This window comes from Arcicella sp. BE140 (genome assembly GCF_031456255.1).
GTDB lineage: Bacteria > Bacteroidota > Bacteroidia > Cytophagales > Spirosomataceae > Arcicella > Arcicella aquatica.
In genome coordinates, this window is record NZ_JAVDUE010000019.1 from 17,847 (window position 1) to 34,438 (window position 16,592).

The window sequence follows — 16,592 nt, forward strand, 5'->3', positions numbered from 1 at the left end:
TGCTGTTTTGTCTTATTAGGACATAACAAGCTTTTAGTTGATGGGTCTCTTACCTAGCGCTTAGATTTGTTGTATATTTGTCTTTTAAATATGTTTCAATGACTACTATTAATTTACAAGCCGACAAGAAAATATACTTTGCCTCTGATTTTCATTTAGGATATCCCGACCATCAAACTAGTTTGATTCGCGAACGAAGAATCATCGCTTGGCTCAATCAAATACAAAAAGATGCGCAAATGATTTTTTTGATGGGCGATTTATTTGATTTTTGGTTTGAATATAAAAATGTGATACCCAAAGGTTTTGCGAGGTTTCAGGGTAAATTAGCAGAACTGTCGGATGCGGGCATTGAAATAATCATTTTTAAGGGCAATCATGACCTATGGATTTTCGATTATTTTGAAGAAGAAATGGGTATTAAGGTATTGAGAGAACCCACTGAATATGTTGTTAATCAAGGCAGTAATAGTACTTCTTTTTACCTAGTGCATGGCGATGGATACGGCCCAGGAGATTATGGGTATAAAAAACTGAAACGAGTTTTTGAAAGCAAGCTTAGTCAATGGGCATTTGGCTGGGTACACCCCCAAGTTGGTATGAAACTGGCCATGGCGTGGTCTGCTTCTAAAAAAGATGAAGAAAGGCTAAAACGAGAACTACAGTTCAGAGGCGAGGGAGAATGGCTGTGGTCTTATGCCAAAGAAGTAGAAAAACAAAAACACCATGATTTTTATATCTTTGGGCATCGTCATTTGTTATTAGATTTAAAAGTAGGTGAAAATAGTCGTTATATTAATTTAGGGGAATGGTGTTATGATAAACCAGCAAGTAATCATTATGCCATATTCGACGGGATTAATTTTAGTGTAAAACAATTTCAGGGATGAAAATAATAGCGATACTCTTATTATTGATAAATTGTACAGTGTTAGGGCAAAACGTTGCATTTGATACCTTAATTCCGAAAAATACCTACCGATATTTCGAAAAGAAAAATTTTGTAGTTGCTAAGGAAATAGCCCTCAATGGCGCTGATCTTTTTTCTAAAAATAATTACCTGATAGAGGCCGAATTAATATGCAAATCAGCTAAGAATTTTGGGTTTAAGGTAGCCCAATGGAAAGACAAAGCTCATCCTAAAAAAGTACTTGAAGAGTTAACGCTTGGCTATGATGTGCACGATAAAGAAATTTACATTGATAGAACAAAGTCGTCAATACCTGCTAAGAAAGATTTAGTAGCACCTTACCACCTTGTGAATAAAAAGATAAAAATGCAGATAATTGTCAAGAACAATTATGTTCGTTTTTATGCCAATAATAATGAAGTAATGTTAGCAGATTCTATCGCCCCAAGCCCTGAAGCATTAATATTTTCAATTTTTACAAAGCGAAAAAAAGTTTTTGTTGAATCTTTGAAAATTTGGGACTTAGAAGGCTTTCCAACCAAAAAATAAGGTTAGTCATTACATTCCATCATCAATAAATCACCAGATTCATAGGTGATTTTAACCAGACCGTCTTCTTTTACTTCATTACTACTACCCGTGCGATAGCCAATGGTGAGGTTTTCGGCGGATAATTCATACTTTAAGTTGTGTGTAGTAATTCCTGATACTTCACCCACAGGAATCAACGAAATGTTGGTTTTGGCTGGATACCATTTTTCGTAAGTATTGGGTAGTACAAAAATCTTAGAGTAATCGTCAATCACCACTATTTTTAATTGCTCTCTAAACCGTACGATGTTCGTAATATTGGTGATGGTATGGTCAGCCCTTCTGCCTGTAGCCCAAACAACATTTACGGCAGGAAATCCTTTCTCCACTAAATAATCAAAGGCCTTTTCCAAGTCGGTTTTATCTTGGTCTGGTGTATGAACAATCTCGATAGGGTACTGGTCTTCTCTGATTTTCTCTAAATTAATGGCTCTTTTAAGATTTTGTTCGTCTAGTAGGGTGATGTCAGAAGTGTTTCTAAGAATATCAAAATCGCCCAAGAGGACGTCTACCTTAATACCTAATTCTAGCACACGATTGATGGCAGAATCAAGGACAATCACCAAGGGTGACCATTCAAGGAGTTGACCCAATAGCTCAAAATTACAGGCTTCGCCATTGGCAATGATAAGAGCAGGCTCTTGTTGTTCTCTGATAACGTGGTGTGATGACATACTATAAGTAAGAGTTATGAGTGATGAATTGTGAATTTAAAGTGTTTTATAACGATATTTTATTCATAATTCATCACTCATAATTCACGACTTTTACTTACTACCAGAAAGTAGTATAAAGCACTACTAAAATAGCAACGATAGCAGCAGCACCAATAGCAAAACCTTTTGTCGTTTTGAACATAGTAGCATCTATTTCCAAAGCTTTAGGGTTTTCTTTAGTTGCTGGGTCTAATAAACCTGAAATAACCATAACAATAACACACACGACAAAAGTAATTGCCATACGGTCAAGGAAAGGAATAATATGTTTACCTTCTGCATCTAAGAAAGAAGTGTAAATTGGCGTTTGATAAAGACCTGTCCAATCTGGAAATTCTTTCAATACCAATGAGATAACCACAGAACCAATGGTAGCAATCATAGCACCAGCAGAGTTAGCACGTTTCCAGAAGAAACCTAACAAGAACACTGCAAAAATACCCGGAGAAACATAACCAGTCATTTCTTGAATGAAGTCGAAACCACCTTTTTTATCAATTCCCAAGAAAGGAGAGATGAAAATGGCTAGAATCATGGCAACAACAATCACGATTCTACCAGTTTTTACTAGTTCTTTTTCAGTAGCATCTTTCTTGAAGAATTTCTGATAAATATCAAGCGTAAAGATAGTTGAGATTGAGTTAGCTTTACCAGCCAAAGAAGCCACGATAGCAGCCGTTAAAGCAGCAAATGAAAGTCCTTTTAACCCAACAGGAAGTAAGTTTAATAATACAGGATATGCGTGGTCAGGATTCACTGTGCCATCTGCTCCCAACATTTCTTGTTGGAACAAGCCATTTTGGTATAATACATACGCTGCGATACCCGGAATAACTACGATGATAGGCATTAATAACTTTAAGAAACCTGCAAATAAAAGACCTTCACGAGCCACCGGAAGCGATGCACCCAAGGCACGCTGAGTAATATATTGGTTACAACCCCAGTAGTTTAAGTTTACAATCCACATACCACCAATCAATACTGCTAAGCCCGGTAATGAAGTATAATTAGGGTTATCCTTTTTCAAAATCATGTGGAAATGGTCATCAGCGCGTGTAAACATTTGTTTCATACCCTCGATAGCTCCCACTTCGCCAAATTGTTGTGATACCAATGTAAGCGCTAAGTAAGTAGTACAAAGTCCACCCAAGATTAAGAAAAACACTTGAATAACGTCTGTAAAACCGATAACTTTCATACCACCTAATGTAATAATTACAGCAAAAAACGCAAGACCCCACATACACAAGGTGAAATCAATACCTGAGATAGTGGTGATAGCTAATGCCCCTAAGTACAAAATTGAGGTAAGGTTAACAACAACATATAGAATCAACCAGAAAACAGCCATAATGGTACTTACTGTTGAATTATAACGCTGTTTCAAGAACTGAGGCATTGTAAAAATCTTATTTTTCAAATAGATTGGCATAAAAAATACCGCCACAATTACAAGCGTCGCCGCAGCCATCCATTCGTAAGCAGAAATAGCTAAGCCCATTTTGAAACCATTACCAGCCATACCGATAAATTGTTCGGCTGAAATGTTTGAAGCAATCATCGATGCACCGATTGCCCACCAAGTAAGTGAACCTTCGGCAAGGAAGAAGTCTGTAGATGATGCTTGTTTTGATTTTTTCTGTTGGTAAATCCAGTAGCCGTAACCTGCTACAACGATAAAATAAAAGAAGAATACTAAATAATCAATGGATTGCAGTCCTTTTTGCATTGGGTTTATTTATTTTTTAGGTTATATATTATTTTTCATTCCGAAAGATACTGCATTAATTCAAAATTAAATAGATTAAATACTATAAAATATATTGCAAAAACTATATTATGTTTAGCGATAAATTTATAATTATCTGATTTTTAGTATGTTATGTTGTATTTTAATCATGTCAAATTGACACATTTGCCCGTAATTTTTTTCAATAAAGTAGATAAATAATACTATGTTTTTGGTTTAAAATAGTAAAGTCTGAAAAATTGGTGAATTATAAGCCATTCTCTTTAAAAAATTTGGTTTGTATTATAAAAAACAAAATATCCTTTTGTGAAATATTGCTTTTAATGGTTTGAACACTAGTATGAGATAAATAATTAGAATGTAGACAGTCTTTTAATTAAATACAAGATGGTGTGCAAATTCAGCTAACATTTGTATAAATGTCTAACCTTTCTTATTAGCAGGCGACTTAAGTCGCCTGCTAATAAGAAAAGTGTTGAGTATTACCTACAAACTAGGCTCAATCATTATTACCTCTTCTTTATCGATAATTACTTGCCCTTCGCCCAAATCTCTAGTTTTCCTGACATATTTTTTGGGTGTAACAATCACAGGACAAAGGGTATCAGTTTTGCGTTTTGAATAAAAAGCCGCTAGCCCCGCTGCCTTCTCGATGACATTTACAGGGAAATTCCTGCCAGCCTGTTTACGTACCACTACGTGCGAACCTGCCACGTCACGGGCGTGTAACCACAAATCTTCTTTTCTAGCAAAGCGTTGTGTAAGTAAATCGTTGTTTTTGGCATTTCTGCCTACTAATATTTCATACCCTTCAAATTGATAATATTTAAAAAGTGTTTGAACTGTATCCACTACTTTTTGGGAAGGTTCTAACTGATTAGCCTTTAAATATTTTCTGAATTCTTTTAACGTTTCAAAGCATTCAATATCCTTAATCTGTTGTTCGATTTCGGTCATATCCATTTCTTTGGCCTCCAGATTCTCCATCAATTTCTCAATTTCGATTTTCTCATTTTTGGACTTTCTGTAATAATTCTCAGCACTCTTTTGCGGACTCAAATCTGGTTTTAGGCGTACCTTAATGGGCTGGTCACGATAAAAATCATACAATTCTATTACCTCAGTTCGCTCAGGAATAGCGTGAAGGTTCGCCATGATAATGTTCGCAATTTCATCATGTTTTACGCCCGTGTCCAAGCTATTCAACTGTTGATAACACTTATCGATATAAGCTTGTGTCCGTGTTTTTCGCTTCTGGAGTATTTTAATGATTACGCCTTTTTCTTTATCAATTACATTGATTTTGTTATGGGCATAATAAAAGGCATTACTAGCTTCTAGTGGGTCGGTAAAAGTATTGATAATCTCGCCATCTTCTGCAATTAGTGATAAAACAGGCTGATAGTCTATCGTTTTTAAGTAATAAGTAGGGTTTTCAAGTTGTGCTGTAATCGCTTGGATTTGTTCCCAAGTAACGGCTTCTGGTCTATTTTTGCTTAGAAACTTGGTGATTTCTTTGCCAAAAGTAGGGAAGAGGGTCTTCCAACCTTTTTCCTGAAAAGCTTCAAAGCTTTGATCAATCGGACGGTCTAGTTTATCTATTGCTACATTATTATCAATCACCAGTTTATTCTGAAACAAGTCAATCACTTCGTTCTCTTGAAAAAGAATAATGTTTGAACGATTGCCATACATTTTAAACAGTAATACAAAGTTATTTTCAAAATAAAGGGAAAAAGCACGTTCGTTTTCAAACTGGCGGACACTCAACACTTTTAAATTGATGATTTCTTTAAAAAGATTGGCCGAATTACGCCCTGCTCTTTTAAAGTCTTTCGGGAAAGCTAAACAAGCAAAATCTGGATGAAGAACAGCTTTAATATAAAAATCTTTTTGGTCACGCCATTGTTTGCCTTCGCTACAAAAGCCTAATAATATTTCGTCTTTTTCTTGGGTAAAACATTCTGCCAGCACTAAACCAGTCAGCTCGGTTGAAAGCTTTTTGGATAATTGACGAAGAAAATAATAATTGGTTTGCATAAAATTATGGAAAGCATAAGGCTTTTTATTGGATAACAAAGGTAATTGATTTACCTATTGTATCGATGAACTGATAAATACGTTAAATAACTTATTATTTAGTTGTAAAACTGAAAAATAAGTTATAGTTTTGATTCATGGAAGAATTGACAAAAACAGAAGAGAAAATCATGCAGGCACTTTGGGAGTTGAAAAGTGCTTTTGTAAAAGACATTATCGAGAAAATGGACGAAGAACCCAAACCTCCATACAATACGATTTCGTCGGTAGTCAGGATACTCGAAAAGAAAGGGTATGTTGGGTATAAGGCTTATGGAAAGACCTATGAATATTTTCCGATAATTGCCAAAGCAGAATATGCCAAAAAGACTTTTAAGAAAATATTGAATAATTATTTCGATAATTCTGCCAGCAGTTTATTATCATTTTTGGTGAAAGAAGAGTCTATTTCTTCGGAAGAACTGGATGTGTTGAAAAGTATTATTGATGGGAAAACGGATAAAATGTCATAATTTTTAAAGCGACAAACGATGAATTATCTAATAGAATCAAGTATCTCGATGATGCTTTTGTATGGATTGTATTTCTTTGTTTTCAGAACATTTACTTTCATACGGCTGAATCGGGTGTATCTATTGCTTAGCCTAATATTTAGTTTGCTGATTCCAACCTTTACTTGGGAGGTGAAAGAATTGGCTTATAGCGCTGAAGAGTTAGCCAATTATGTGAGAATTTACTCATTAAGACAATTCAATGAATTCGGAAATATCGGTTCAGAAGTAACAGCAAATAAAAGCGTAGTAGGGTTTAATTGGATGAATTTACTCTTTTTATCTTACTGGTTGGGCTTTGTGTTGATGTTAGGAAAAATAATTGTTTTAATTTTTAAGTTGACAAATCTTAAAAAAGAACCTTCTCAATCTTATATCTCAAATACTGGCAAATTTGCCAATTCATCTTTTTTTAACCTGATTTTTATTGATGACAGCCGGCTAGAAGCCCACGAAGTAGAACAAATTCTAACGCACGAACGCTGGCATATTAGGCTGTTGCATTCTTATGATTTACTTTTTGTCGAGCTTGTAAAGATCGCTTTTTGGTTCAATCCTATTGTTTACTTCTATCAGCGTTCATTAGCAGAAGTGCATGAATATGAAGTAGATAGCCGAATGATAAAACAGTATCACCCTCAGACTTACGCACACTTATTGTTGAAATTAGCAGGTTTAAAAGTTCAACCCCTGATGATACACTCTTTTAGTAGAAAACCCCTTTCCGACCGCATTCATTTTTTATTTACTAAACAAAAATCAATACCTATGAAAAAGTTAGCTTACTTATCCGTTCTGCCCATTTTGGGACTAATTATGATGGCGTTTTCTTTTGAAACTGTCGTCAAGAAATTTCAAGAAAAGCCTAATAAAAATGTTGAGAGCCCACAACATAGTGCTGTGAATAACTATCCAGATGTTAATGTTTCTGATAACAAAGAACTTTTCACGGTGAACACAAATGATAAAAAAGGCCAAATTTTTATGACTTTAAGTCCTAGAAAAGTTACTCCAGATTTGGTCAATGGAATCGTTGCCGAACATTTTAAAAGCTACGGTTATTTGATAAAAGTAAAAAATGTAGCGTATAATAAAGACAAAAAGCTAACCCGCATTGAAATTAGCCTTGATGAAAATGAGAAGAATAAAAATGCAAGAGATAAAAAGAAAGTAAAAGTAGCTGATTTGCCATCCCATTTCAATTTTGACCTTAGCAAAATGGTTAATAAAAATCCTAAAGAATTAGATGCTATGATTGTCCTTTTTGCTGATAAAAACACGGGCGAACATTTTGTAGCTCCCCTTGGTCCACCACCCCCGCCGCCGCCAATGCCACCATCGCCACGACCAATGCCAACGAAAGTAAAAAAATAAATATAGAAGCTTGATAGTATTATCTATCAAGCTTTTTTTTGATTCAAACATTTTGTTTTTTATCAAGAAATGTCCTCGTTTACATACCGCTTTTACCGTTCCCAAAAATAAAATACCATTCTTCCTAAGTATTTTCTTATTGCAAAAATCCAGAATATCTTTGATGGACAAACCAAAATAACATTTCACGATTTTTATAATCGTTATCAAAGACAATGACGCCCTTACGCAAAAGTTCATTTATTCGCAAAGTCAAAGATATAACCGTCGGAAGTACTTTGGCCTTAGCTGTGTTGGGTAATACCGTGATGCTACAAAGCTGTGGAAGTTCTAATGAGGAGGATGAAGGCGACTACGAAGAAGTGGAAGTTTATACAAAAGGAGTAAAAACTTATATTACTGAGACTTCTAAAGGTGAATTCAAAATTACAGATGAAGTAGAAGTGCCTGCCGATAGTTCCGTGGCTATTGTTAAGTATTTGGATGGCAAAAAAGATACACTTTCACCCCGAGCAGTAAAGGCATTGATTGATAATGAAATTGCTACTAATCAAGCGAATGTAGGACATACCAATAATCTATCGAATGCTTTATTATATGGTGGAATGGGCTATTTATTAGCCAAAACGTTGAGCCCGACGTACACTAACTATCGCCCAGATATGTCGAATGGTTTTAATTCATCAAGTTCATCTTATAGCAGTGCAAACCAAGACAGCTCACGAAGAAGACGCCATGTTGGATATTACGGAGGAGGTTTGGGTCGTTATTATGTCACAGCAAGTGCTTTCCAAAAATCAAATACTATTCATCAGAGCATTGGGAATTCAAGGACAATTACTTCCAGACCAGTATCGGGAAGAAGTGGTTTCTTTCATAGTTCTAGTCATGGGGGGTATCATGGATAAGCTTTAAGCTATGAGTAGTGAGCTTTAAGCTGTCAGCTTTTTCCCACTCTTCAGTCATTTTTAGTGGCATAGATTTTATAATGATTAAGCAATCAGCTATGAGCAGTGAGCTTTTTATTTAAGCTATGAGCAGTGAGCTTTGAGCTTTTTATTTTAGCGTATTTAAGCTATTAGTAGTAAGCTTTGAGCTTTTTAATTACATTGTAATGTATAAATTTCCCGTATTCAATAAAGAAGCTGATAGCTCAAAGCTGATGACTCATAGCTTTATAGCATATTAAATTTCCCGTATTCAATAAATAAGCTGATAGCTCAAAGCTGACGACTCACAGCTTTATAGCATATTAAATTTTACGTATTTAATAAAGAAGCTGATAACTCAAAGCTAACGACTCATAACTTTATAACATATTAAATTTCGGGTATACAATAAAAAAACTCAAAGCTGACGGCTCAAAGCTGTTAGCTTATAGCTATTAACAATGAAGCTCAAAAAATTAAATATTTCACCTACGCGTACCTTGCAAAATGCTGGTTGGGAATGGATGCTTGGCGAAAGTACGCTTCCATATATTACGGATGAAATGATTGTCGTTTCAGAAAAAGAAGCAGAAAACTACTATGATGCGGTGATGCAATTGTACGAAATGTATATTGAAGCAGCACAGCATGTGGTTGAAAATGAGCTTTTTAAAGAAATAGGCATTCCCGAAAACCTAATCAAGCTAGTGAAATACTCTTGGGAAAACGATAACCATTGGCATATCTACGGGCGTTTTGATTTGAGCGGAGGTTTGGATGGAAAGCCCATCAAACTAATAGAATTTAATGCCGATACTGCTACTTGTATTCCAGAAACTGCCATTGTACAGTGGGCTTCTTTAAAGGCCAATGGACTGGATGAAAGCTCGCAATTTAATACCCTCTATGAATCTTTGATTGAACAATTCAAAGAACTAAAACGCCAAAATCCTGTATTGACACCTTCATTGTTGATTTCAACGATGGAAGGTTTCCCCGAAGACGATACCAATATGCAAGTATTGGGCGAAGCAGCTATGGAAGCAGGTTTTGAAATAGCCTACGAGAAAATCGAAAATGTAGAGTTCTCGCCGATTGATGGTATATTTCAGCAAAATAAAGGAAATGGGAGTTTTACAAAATATGATTTCTGGTTTAAGCTAGTGCCGTGGGAATACATTGGATGGGACGAACCCGAATTGGCTGATATTCTCACCAAAATAGTCTATGACAATAAAGCCATTGTATTGAATCCAGCTTATACGTTATTGTTCCAGTCGAAAGGACTATTGCGTATTTTATGGGAATTATTTCCCAATCATCCGTTGTTATTGGAAACAGATAGCAAACCTTTGGCTAATAAAGCCTCCGTACAAAAAGTGCTTTTTGGGCGAGAAGGAGCCAATGTAAAAATACTTTCGGCAGCAGGTGCAACAATTGATGCAAAAGACGGAGAATATTTTGAACAAGCTGCCGTTTATCAAGAATATACCCAATTTCTAAGCGACCATACTGGGAATTATTACCAAGCAGGTGTTTTTTTTGCTGGCGAAGCATGTGGTTTAGGTTTTAGAAAAGGTGGAAAAATCATCGACAATACAGCCCAATTTTGTGGGCACATTGTTGTATAAATATTATTAATATGCCCATTATTCAAACGTCTTACAGAACTTCACATATCTGGAAGGATGCTCATTTTTCAACAATTTATCCAAGTACACTCAGAAAAGTAACTGGAATTGAATACGACCGCGAACGATTAGAACTATGGGATGGCGACTTTCTGGACTTAGATTGGTCGAAAGCAGGAAAAGCTACTAAAAAAGTAAAAACAAAAAAGAAGGCTATAGCAGCAGTAGAGGAACAAAGTAACGTACAGCCTAGTAAATCGTTGGCGATACTATCACACGGTTTTTTAGGCAATACTACTCGCCCTTATTTATTAGGAGGTGTAAAAGCATTTAATTCTATTGGTTGGGATGTGTTGGCTTGGAACCACCGAGGACTAAGCGGAGAAAAAAATCGACTAGAGCGCATGACTATCCACGGGAGTAGTGATGAACTAGAAGCTGTAGTAAACCATGCTTTAGCCAAAGGTATTTACGAAGAAATTGTATTGGTAGGCTACAGCAAAGGAGCGAATATTGCGCTGAAATATGCAGGAGAAAAAGGGGAGGGGATTTCTGATAAAATCAAGAAAGTAGTCGCTATATCTTGCCCAACTGATTTGCAGGGAAGCATCGTAGCGATGGGAAAAGCAGGCTTTTATGCCGAAAGGTTTAAAGTGAAATTGCTGAAATTCTTGAAAAATAGATGGGAGTTGATTGATAGTCAGATATTTAAAGAATTTGAAAAGTATAAATATTTAGAAGACTTTACCAATAATTACATAGCACCCTTGCATGGTATGAAAGATGCGGAGGAGTATTACGAGCAATGTGCTGCGATGCCTTATGTAGATAAAATAAGGGTGCCTTCGTTTATCCTGAATGCCAAGAATGACCCTGTATTATCTGAAAGCTGTGCGATGCTAGACCTTGCCAAGCATTCAGATTATATCTTCTCTGAATACCCAAATTACGGCGGCCATTGTGGTTTTTACCTATCCAATGCCGATGACTTATATTATGGTGATAAACGGATGTTGGAATTTGTGGAGGGGAAGATTGTTGTGTAATAGCTTATAGCTTTGAGCCATGAGCTTTGAGCTATGAGTTTTAAATACTTAAATCTTATGGCTGATGGCTCAAAGCTTACACCTTAAGGCTGAAAGCTCAAAGCTCATAACTCAAAGCTATAAGCTTACAGCCCTCTAAACCTTACAAATCCAAACACCTCCCCAGTTTTAAACACTTGTTTATCTGCTGGTAATTCCACAAAACCATCACAATCGGTTAAGTTAGCGAAGTCGGCAGAGCCACTGCCTTCAAAAGGCGTAGCCAGCATTTTACCTGCTTCAAAATAGGTTTTTACAGGTACAAAGTAGCTAAGGTCGGGCTTGAAGACAATATCTTTATCCAAGATTACTTGCTCATTTTTTATGCCCCCTTTAAGCGTAGGCAATACATATTTACAAAAACATAAAAAAGTAGAGACAGGATTGCCGGGCAAGGCAAAAACGATTTTCCCTTCTTGGGTTTTGCCAAACCACATGGGCTTGCCTGGTTTTTGAGCTACTTTATGAAATAGCTTTTCAAGTCCTAAATCAGCTAAAATAGCAGGAACATAGTCTTTTTTTCCTGCCGAAACTCCTCCACTCAGTAACAGAATATCGTGTGAAGTAATAATTTCTTGTAGTTTTTGATAGAGTATCGCTTCTTCATCAATCAGATGAAAAGTAGAAGCTTCAATCCCGATTTGCTGTAAAGCCGCCGCTAACATAAAAGCATTAGAGCTACGGATTTGATAAGGTAAAGGCGAAACATCAATATCAACTAATTCATCTCCTGTGGAAATAATAGCAATTTTTGGTGTGCTATTTACCTTTACTACACTTTTTCCTACAGTCGCCATTACGGCTATTTCAGCAGGGCTAATTTTGATACCTTTTTGCAATAAAACATCTTCTGCTTTTCGGTCAGAACCTTGTAGATGCACATTTTGTCCTTTTCTGATTTCTTCTTTAACAATCGTTATTGAAGCTACCTTCATGTCATTAATTGACTCAATATTAATGTCTTCATAACGCAGCACGGTGTCACAACCTAACGGCAAAATTGCTCCTGTCATTACTTCAATGCCCTTTGTGTTATCTCGCAATGCCTTTTGAGCTTCGCCTGCAAACTGAATGTTTTCAATGATTATCTTTTGAAAATCTACTTCATCAAAACAAAAAGCTAAACCATCCATCGCCACTCTATTAAAGGGAGGGAAGTCGCGGTCAGCTAGAATATCTTCGGCTAATGTCCTGCCAACGGATGATAACAACGGTATTGCAGAAACCGTAGTTTGGTAGGGGTTAGACATTACGATGTTGAGGGCTTCTGCTACTGAAATCATAAATATTTTTGAGATTTTGGTCGAAACTGTATTTCAACTAAATGTAGGGAATCAAGATTAGATATTTACCTTTGTGCAAAAATAAACAGGATTCCGTTGGGAATGGTTTATTCTTTTGAATTTGTTCAAAACGAATTTCTTGATCAACAGTATATGAAAACCTTTACTCATTTAGATGCCGACAATCAGCCTGCGATGGTTGATGTTTCTGAAAAAGCTATTACCAAGCGTACTGCTACGGCACAAAGCATCGTGGTATTAACGGACGAAATAATGGCTAACTTCCAAGACGGCGACTTGAAAACTAAAAAAGGTTCTGTCATCCAAACGGCTATTATTGCTGGAACAATGGGTGCCAAAAAGACGTCTGAGTTGATTCCACTTTGTCATCCATTAGGGCTGGATTCATGTAAGTTTACTACAGAAATAGCTGGCAATGAGGTGATTATTACCTGTACATGTTCACTAACGGCTAAAACTGGGGTAGAAATGGAGGCTTTGACAGGTGCAAGCATTGCTGCCTTGACGCTTTATGATATGTGTAAAGCATTTTCTCATGATATTGTTATTAAAGAAACAAAACTGATTTTAAAGACTGGCGGGAAGAGTGATTATAAGGTGTAGGCTGTCAGTCTTCGGGTTTCGGTCATCGGCTTTCACTCATGGCATGACTTTAAGTCATGCCATGAGTAAGTCAACCCCAACGACGCAATCTATAGCGAGGGACTTAAGTCCCTCACTATAGATTGGATAAATAATAAAAATATGTTCTTAAAAATGCCTTCCCCAAATGCCATTAAACAGTAAAACAAACATAAAAGGATTAATCCTTTCTGGCGGGCTGAGTAGCCGAATGGGAACAGAAAAGCGTCTTCTGAACTATCACGGCAAAACTCAGGAGCAATATTTGTATGATTTGATGAAGCCTTTTTGTGATGAAGTATTTGTATCAATCAACGAAAATCAGCAAACTACTTTGCCTGCGATTCAGGATGTACCAGAGATTAATGTGAAGAGTCCGATTGTGGGTATTTTTTCTGCTTTTCAACAATTCCCTGACTCAGCATGGCTAGTAATAGCTTGCGATATGCCTTTGGTAAATCAGGAAACGATTACTTTCTTATTGGAAAACCGTAATCCTGAAAAGTACGCAACGGCTTTTGAAAACCCTGAAGAGCATTTCCCAGAACCTTTACTGACAATTTTTGAACCTAGGTTTTATCAACCGCTACAAGAATTTCTGAAGCAAGGTAAAAAAGCTACGATGCGACTTTTACAAAGTTTAGACATAGCGTTATTACAAGTACCCGACATACAAATGTTAAAAAATGTCAATACAACAGAAGAGTATAATAGCTTTAAACTTTAAGCTGTCAGCTATGAGCAGTGAGCTTTGAGCCATGAGCAGTCGGTTATGAGGAACGAACAAGTAGCAATGAGCCATGAATATTTAATTTAGCATAAAAAACAAATTTCATAGCTGTCAGCTATAAGCTGTAAGCTTTTTTACTTTAAAATACTTATTGCTCACAGCTCAAATCTCATAGATGACTGCTCAAGGCTCACTACTAAATACAAATGAACATACAACCCAAACATAAAACACTCATCATCATCGTAGGCCCTACGGCTGTTGGAAAAACAGACCTTTGTGTAAAACTCGCTAAGGAACTAGATACAGAAGTAGTTTCCGCAGACTCTCGTCAGTTTTATCGTGAACTAGCTATTGGAACAGCCAAGCCAACTATTGAAGAAATGGACGGCGTACCTCATCATTTTGTAGATTCTCATTCTATTCACGATTATTATTCTGTTGGAGATTTTGAACGAGATTGTTTGAAGGTTTTGGAAGAAATCTTTACTCGTAAAGATACTGCCATTCTTACTGGAGGTTCGGGGATGTTTATAAAAATGATTACAGACGGAATAGATGAAATGCCTGAGGCGGATTTACAGATACGTCAGCAACTTGCCGAACGTTTTGAAAAAGAAGGATTGGGTTTATTAAAAGAAGAATTGCGCGCCCTAGACCCTGTATATTTTGAGCAAGTAGACGACCAAAATACGCAAAGAGTATTAAGGGCTTTGGAGGTATGCATGGCTACGGGAAAACCTTTTTCGAGTTTTAGGAAGAATCAGAAGGCAGAACGCCCTTTCAAAATGCTAAAAATAGCATTAGAACGACCACGAGAGGAACTCTATACCAGAATAGATACACGAATGGATTTGATGTTAGGGGCGGGCTTGGAAGCAGAAGCAAAAGCCGTCATGGATTATCGCGAACATTATGCCCTAAAAACAGTAGGTTATCGCGAAATCTACGAGCATCTGGATGGCAATTATGACCGTGAAGAGATGGTAAGGTTACTCAAAAGAAATTCAAGGCGATATGCTAAAAGGCAAATGACATGGTTTAAGAACCAAGACGAATTTCATTGGTTTGATGCCAAGAATGTAGCAGAGATTATGGATTTTGTGGCGAACTCCCTAAAGTGAATAGTAAGCATTAAAGAGTATAAATAGATTACTGAGTTTGTCAGGGAATAAGTTTGAAAATCTGTTCAAGCTCTTTATCAGTAATGGTATTTTTTTCTGACTTGTCGTAGATAGAAGTAAGGTAGACAACTGTATCAATAACTTTTATATAAGTGATGACCCTTGCTCCGCTAGATTTACCTTTTCCTTTAGAAGCAATAGCCAGTCGAATTTTATAAAAACCATTACCAAGCGATTTACCTTGTTCTGGATTATTGGCAAGGTTTTCTAATAGTTCCATTAAGTCCTTTTTAAGCGAAGGATATTTTTTAGCAAGCCTTTTTGCTTGTTTATCAAAAAGCGGAATGGAAGATATACTATAACTCATTGAGTAAGTCTTTTGCGGGGCGGGCTTTCAACTTTCCCTGCTCTACCAATTTAAGCTCCAAAACAGCTTCTTTAAGTTCTTGCAAAACCTGTTCTTTGGTTGGTTCTTGATATTCCAACGCTTCTAAGTCTCGATATTGTTTTTTGAGCTCTTTCCATTCATTGATAGGGATATATACACCAGTGGTTTTTCCCTTACCATCTTGTATTATCTGTAATCTCATATCTTAAAAATATTTTAAAAATTACCAGTCTTTTATTAGTCTCTTTTTGCGAGCTTACAATTTTGTGTGTCAACCATTACTTAACAAATTTACATAAAGCACATAAAAAATAGTATAAGATTGGTGTATTTTTAGTAAATCAGCATGTTGATTTATAAATACTATCATAAAAGAGAAAAAACAATTGTGATGATAACGCTATCAAAGATGACAAACCCTCCAAAACAAATGTAGCGAAACCTAAAAGGCTTCGCTACAAATCATCCTTAAACCAAAACTAAATAGATAATGTGTTCTAAAAAATGCCAAAACATGGCAAATGTTGGCTTTCGCCTGATAATATTATTGTTAGTCTTCGCGTCTGAACGCTAGGAGTAAAAATCTACTTCCGATACTTAATAAACGACTTTCTTTTTCAGTTATTGTTTTTTTTTGAATTTCTGGAACAATATTTTTAGATTTTCCTTCTTTTCTTTCCACTTTCTTTCCCGACAACAAATTATGTGGAAACCCAATGGCTAATGTGTTATTAGACAGAGCGGTAACCATAAATAATGTAAGAGCAATAGTAAAAGATTTCATCGTTATGATAGCTTTAAATGTTCTATATATGTGTCGCAAGAGTGGCTTTTTAATTACAATA

Annotated in this window: 17 protein-coding genes; 10 read left to right on the forward strand and 7 right to left on the reverse strand. The window is 36.2% G+C overall.

Annotation, left to right across the window (positions count from 1 at the left end):
• Nucleotides 1–98: 98 nt before the first annotated feature.
• Nucleotides 99–890, forward strand: a complete 792-nt coding sequence (locus J2Y60_RS20925) for a UDP-2,3-diacylglucosamine diphosphatase (RefSeq protein WP_309923354.1) — start codon at nt 99–101, stop codon at nt 888–890.
• On the forward strand, nt 887–1,459 hold the full coding sequence (locus J2Y60_RS20930; protein WP_309923355.1) for a GH32 C-terminal domain-containing protein: 573 nt from the start codon (nt 887–889) through the stop codon (nt 1,457–1,459). Before J2Y60_RS20925 ends, J2Y60_RS20930 begins: the two co-directional genes overlap by 4 nt.
• Before the next feature lie 2 nt (nt 1,460–1,461).
• On the opposite strand, the gene J2Y60_RS20935 is transcribed toward J2Y60_RS20930, so the two are convergent.
• From J2Y60_RS20935 to J2Y60_RS20945, 3 genes are all read right to left on the reverse strand, one after another.
• Complete coding sequence (locus J2Y60_RS20935) at nt 1,462–2,175, reverse strand: thiamine diphosphokinase (protein WP_309923357.1); 714 nt, start codon at nt 2,173–2,175, stop codon at nt 1,462–1,464.
• A 100-nt stretch (nt 2,176–2,275) separates the two neighbouring features.
• Nucleotides 2,276–3,949 carry a sodium/sugar symporter gene (locus tag J2Y60_RS20940; RefSeq protein WP_309923360.1) on the reverse strand — a complete coding sequence of 558 codons (1,674 nt, stop codon included), beginning with the start codon at nt 3,947–3,949 and terminating at the stop codon, nt 2,276–2,278.
• A 507-nt stretch (nt 3,950–4,456) separates the two neighbouring features.
• Nucleotides 4,457–6,010 carry an NFACT RNA binding domain-containing protein gene (locus J2Y60_RS20945; RefSeq protein WP_309923362.1) on the reverse strand — a complete coding sequence of 518 codons (1,554 nt, stop codon included), beginning with the start codon at nt 6,008–6,010 and terminating at the stop codon, nt 4,457–4,459.
• Between the two features lie 137 nt (nt 6,011–6,147).
• Between J2Y60_RS20945 and J2Y60_RS20950 the strand changes: the two genes are divergently transcribed.
• The 5 genes from J2Y60_RS20950 to J2Y60_RS20970 all read left to right on the forward strand — a co-directional run bounded on the left by J2Y60_RS20950 (nt 6,148) and on the right by J2Y60_RS20970 (nt 11,541).
• Nucleotides 6,148–6,522, forward strand: a complete 375-nt coding sequence (locus tag J2Y60_RS20950) for a BlaI/MecI/CopY family transcriptional regulator (protein ID WP_309923365.1) — start codon at nt 6,148–6,150, stop codon at nt 6,520–6,522.
• Between the two features lie 18 nt (nt 6,523–6,540).
• Nucleotides 6,541–7,935, forward strand: a complete 1,395-nt coding sequence (locus J2Y60_RS20955; protein ID WP_309923367.1) for a M56 family metallopeptidase — start codon at nt 6,541–6,543, stop codon at nt 7,933–7,935.
• 215 nt (nt 7,936–8,150) lie between these two features.
• Nucleotides 8,151–8,843: a hypothetical protein gene (locus tag J2Y60_RS20960; protein WP_309923369.1), complete on the forward strand. Its 693-nt coding sequence runs from the start codon at nt 8,151–8,153 to the stop codon at nt 8,841–8,843.
• A 482-nt stretch (nt 8,844–9,325) separates the two neighbouring features.
• Entirely contained in the window at nt 9,326–10,495 is a 1,170-nt protein-coding gene (locus J2Y60_RS20965; protein ID WP_309923371.1) for a glutathionylspermidine synthase family protein, read from the forward strand.
• Nucleotides 10,496–10,506: 11 nt separating this feature from the next.
• Nucleotides 10,507–11,541 (forward strand): alpha/beta fold hydrolase, encoded by a 1,035-nt coding sequence (locus J2Y60_RS20970; RefSeq protein ID WP_309923373.1) that lies wholly within the window; start codon nt 10,507–10,509, stop codon nt 11,539–11,541.
• A gap of 125 nt (nt 11,542–11,666) precedes the next feature.
• On the opposite strand, the gene J2Y60_RS20975 is transcribed toward J2Y60_RS20970, so the two are convergent.
• A complete protein-coding gene (locus J2Y60_RS20975; protein WP_309923375.1) occupies nt 11,667–12,863 on the reverse strand; it encodes a molybdopterin molybdotransferase MoeA in 1,197 nt (398 codons plus the stop codon).
• Nucleotides 12,864–13,016: 153 nt separating this feature from the next.
• Here J2Y60_RS20975 and moaC point away from each other — a divergent pair, with 153 nt between their 5' ends.
• From moaC to miaA, 3 genes are all read left to right on the forward strand, one after another.
• Nucleotides 13,017–13,487 carry a cyclic pyranopterin monophosphate synthase MoaC gene (gene moaC / locus J2Y60_RS20980; RefSeq protein WP_309923377.1) on the forward strand — a complete coding sequence of 157 codons (471 nt, stop codon included), beginning with the start codon at nt 13,017–13,019 and terminating at the stop codon, nt 13,485–13,487.
• A gap of 166 nt (nt 13,488–13,653) precedes the next feature.
• Nucleotides 13,654–14,232: an NTP transferase domain-containing protein gene (locus J2Y60_RS20985; RefSeq protein ID WP_309923379.1), complete on the forward strand. Its 579-nt coding sequence runs from the start codon at nt 13,654–13,656 to the stop codon at nt 14,230–14,232.
• Between the two features lie 209 nt (nt 14,233–14,441).
• Complete coding sequence (miaA, locus tag J2Y60_RS20990) at nt 14,442–15,359, forward strand: tRNA (adenosine(37)-N6)-dimethylallyltransferase MiaA (protein ID WP_309923381.1); 918 nt, start codon at nt 14,442–14,444, stop codon at nt 15,357–15,359.
• Nucleotides 15,360–15,399: 40 nt separating this feature from the next.
• On the opposite strand, the gene J2Y60_RS20995 is transcribed toward miaA, so the two are convergent.
• The 3 genes from J2Y60_RS20995 to J2Y60_RS21005 all read right to left on the reverse strand — a co-directional run bounded on the left by J2Y60_RS20995 (nt 15,400) and on the right by J2Y60_RS21005 (nt 16,531).
• Nucleotides 15,400–15,726 carry a type II toxin-antitoxin system RelE/ParE family toxin gene (locus J2Y60_RS20995; RefSeq protein ID WP_309923383.1) on the reverse strand — a complete coding sequence of 109 codons (327 nt, stop codon included), beginning with the start codon at nt 15,724–15,726 and terminating at the stop codon, nt 15,400–15,402.
• Nucleotides 15,716–15,949, reverse strand: coding sequence for a hypothetical protein (locus J2Y60_RS21000; protein ID WP_309923385.1), 234 nt, complete (start codon nt 15,947–15,949; stop codon nt 15,716–15,718). Before J2Y60_RS21000 ends, J2Y60_RS20995 begins: the two co-directional genes overlap by 11 nt.
• 348 nt (nt 15,950–16,297) lie before the next feature.
• The gene (locus J2Y60_RS21005) at nt 16,298–16,531 is read right to left on the reverse strand and encodes a hypothetical protein (RefSeq protein ID WP_309923387.1); all 234 of its coding nucleotides are present in this window, start codon (nt 16,529–16,531) and stop codon (nt 16,298–16,300) included.
• Between the last annotated feature and the right edge of the window lie 61 nt (nt 16,532–16,592).

Bases quoted from the DNA above. Each gene is read 5' to 3' on its own strand.
- J2Y60_RS20970 (WP_309923373.1), top strand. From the start codon at position 10,507: ATGCCCATTATTCAAACGTCTTACAGAACTTCACATATCTGGAAGGAT.
- J2Y60_RS20985 (WP_309923379.1), top strand. From the start codon at position 13,654: ATGCCATTAAACAGTAAAACAAACATAAAAGGATTAATCCTTTCTGGC.
- J2Y60_RS20925 (WP_309923354.1), top strand. From the start codon at position 99: ATGACTACTATTAATTTACAAGCCGACAAGAAAATATACTTTGCCTCT.
- miaA (WP_309923381.1), top strand. From the start codon at position 14,442: ATGAACATACAACCCAAACATAAAACACTCATCATCATCGTAGGCCCT.
- J2Y60_RS20975 (WP_309923375.1), bottom strand. From the start codon at position 12,863: ATGATTTCAGTAGCAGAAGCCCTCAACATCGTAATGTCTAACCCCTAC.
- J2Y60_RS20940 (WP_309923360.1), bottom strand. From the start codon at position 3,949: ATGCAAAAAGGACTGCAATCCATTGATTATTTAGTATTCTTCTTTTAT.
- J2Y60_RS20945 (WP_309923362.1), bottom strand. From the start codon at position 6,010: ATGCAAACCAATTATTATTTTCTTCGTCAATTATCCAAAAAGCTTTCA.
- J2Y60_RS20955 (WP_309923367.1), top strand. From the start codon at position 6,541: ATGAATTATCTAATAGAATCAAGTATCTCGATGATGCTTTTGTATGGA.
- J2Y60_RS20995 (WP_309923383.1), bottom strand. From the start codon at position 15,726: ATGAGTTATAGTATATCTTCCATTCCGCTTTTTGATAAACAAGCAAAA.
- J2Y60_RS21000 (WP_309923385.1), bottom strand. From the start codon at position 15,949: ATGAGATTACAGATAATACAAGATGGTAAGGGAAAAACCACTGGTGTA.
- J2Y60_RS20930 (WP_309923355.1), top strand. From the start codon at position 887: ATGAAAATAATAGCGATACTCTTATTATTGATAAATTGTACAGTGTTA.
- J2Y60_RS20935 (WP_309923357.1), bottom strand. From the start codon at position 2,175: ATGTCATCACACCACGTTATCAGAGAACAACAAGAGCCTGCTCTTATC.
- J2Y60_RS21005 (WP_309923387.1), bottom strand. From the start codon at position 16,531: ATGAAATCTTTTACTATTGCTCTTACATTATTTATGGTTACCGCTCTG.
- J2Y60_RS20960 (WP_309923369.1), top strand. From the start codon at position 8,151: ATGACGCCCTTACGCAAAAGTTCATTTATTCGCAAAGTCAAAGATATA.
- J2Y60_RS20965 (WP_309923371.1), top strand. From the start codon at position 9,326: ATGAAGCTCAAAAAATTAAATATTTCACCTACGCGTACCTTGCAAAAT.
- J2Y60_RS20950 (WP_309923365.1), top strand. From the start codon at position 6,148: ATGGAAGAATTGACAAAAACAGAAGAGAAAATCATGCAGGCACTTTGG.
- moaC (WP_309923377.1), top strand. From the start codon at position 13,017: ATGAAAACCTTTACTCATTTAGATGCCGACAATCAGCCTGCGATGGTT.